Source organism: Oleiphilus sp. HI0079, from assembly GCF_001635105.1.
Window position 1 is genome coordinate 1 of sequence record NZ_LWFT01001085.1, and the last position, 676, is coordinate 676.

Genomic DNA, 676 nt, shown 5'->3' on the forward strand with positions numbered 1-676 from the left:
CGTGCTCAAGCATTTCAAGGCAGGTCACGATGTCGTAAGTTCCCGCTTCTTGCTCTGCAAGCTCTTCAGCTGTGATTTGGCGATAATCTACGGAAATACCCGATTCAAGACTATGAAGCTGCGCAACAGCAAGTGGCGCCTCTCCCATGTCGATGCCCGAGACTTCGGCCCCTCTATGCGCCATTGCTTCGCTCAGAATGCCGCCCCCGCAACCAATATCAAGTACCTTCTTGCCTGCAAGAGATGCGCGCTCATCAATGTAATTCACGCGCAGTGGGTTTATGTCGTGCAAGGGTTTGAACTCGCTAGTCTTGTCCCACCAGCGACTTGCTAGTGCTTCAAATTTAGCGATCTCTGATGGGTCTACGTTTGGATTTTTTACCGATATTGTCATACTGATTCTCGTGCTTTTTTGGCTAACGCTGTTTGCTGCTCAAGACGCTTTTCTGACGCAGCTTACTCTGCGCAATAAGCTCTTCCTCATTAACGCGGGTTAGGCGGCCGCAATCTAACAGAAGTTCTCCCGCAACCCAAGCATGGCTAACTTGTCTTGAGTTTACGTTGTAAACGATGTCAGCCTCGATGTCATAGCTAGGAACTGTGTTTAACTGGCTAAGATTAAGTGCGATTAAGTCGGCTTGCTTACCTATCTCAATTGAGCCTGTTTTATGCTCTA

At 48.5% G+C, this 676-nt stretch carries 2 protein-coding genes; both read right to left on the reverse strand.

What is annotated here, in order from left to right; genetic code table 11:
* Nucleotides 1–394: bifunctional 2-polyprenyl-6-hydroxyphenol methylase/3-demethylubiquinol 3-O-methyltransferase UbiG (gene ubiG, locus A3750_RS19320; protein ID WP_068548647.1), on the reverse strand; the 394-nt coding region annotated here is incomplete at its 3' end.
* Between the two features lie 22 nt (nucleotides 395–416).
* Nucleotides 417–676: amidohydrolase family protein (locus tag A3750_RS19325; RefSeq protein WP_156498756.1), on the reverse strand; the 260-nt coding region annotated here is incomplete at its 5' end.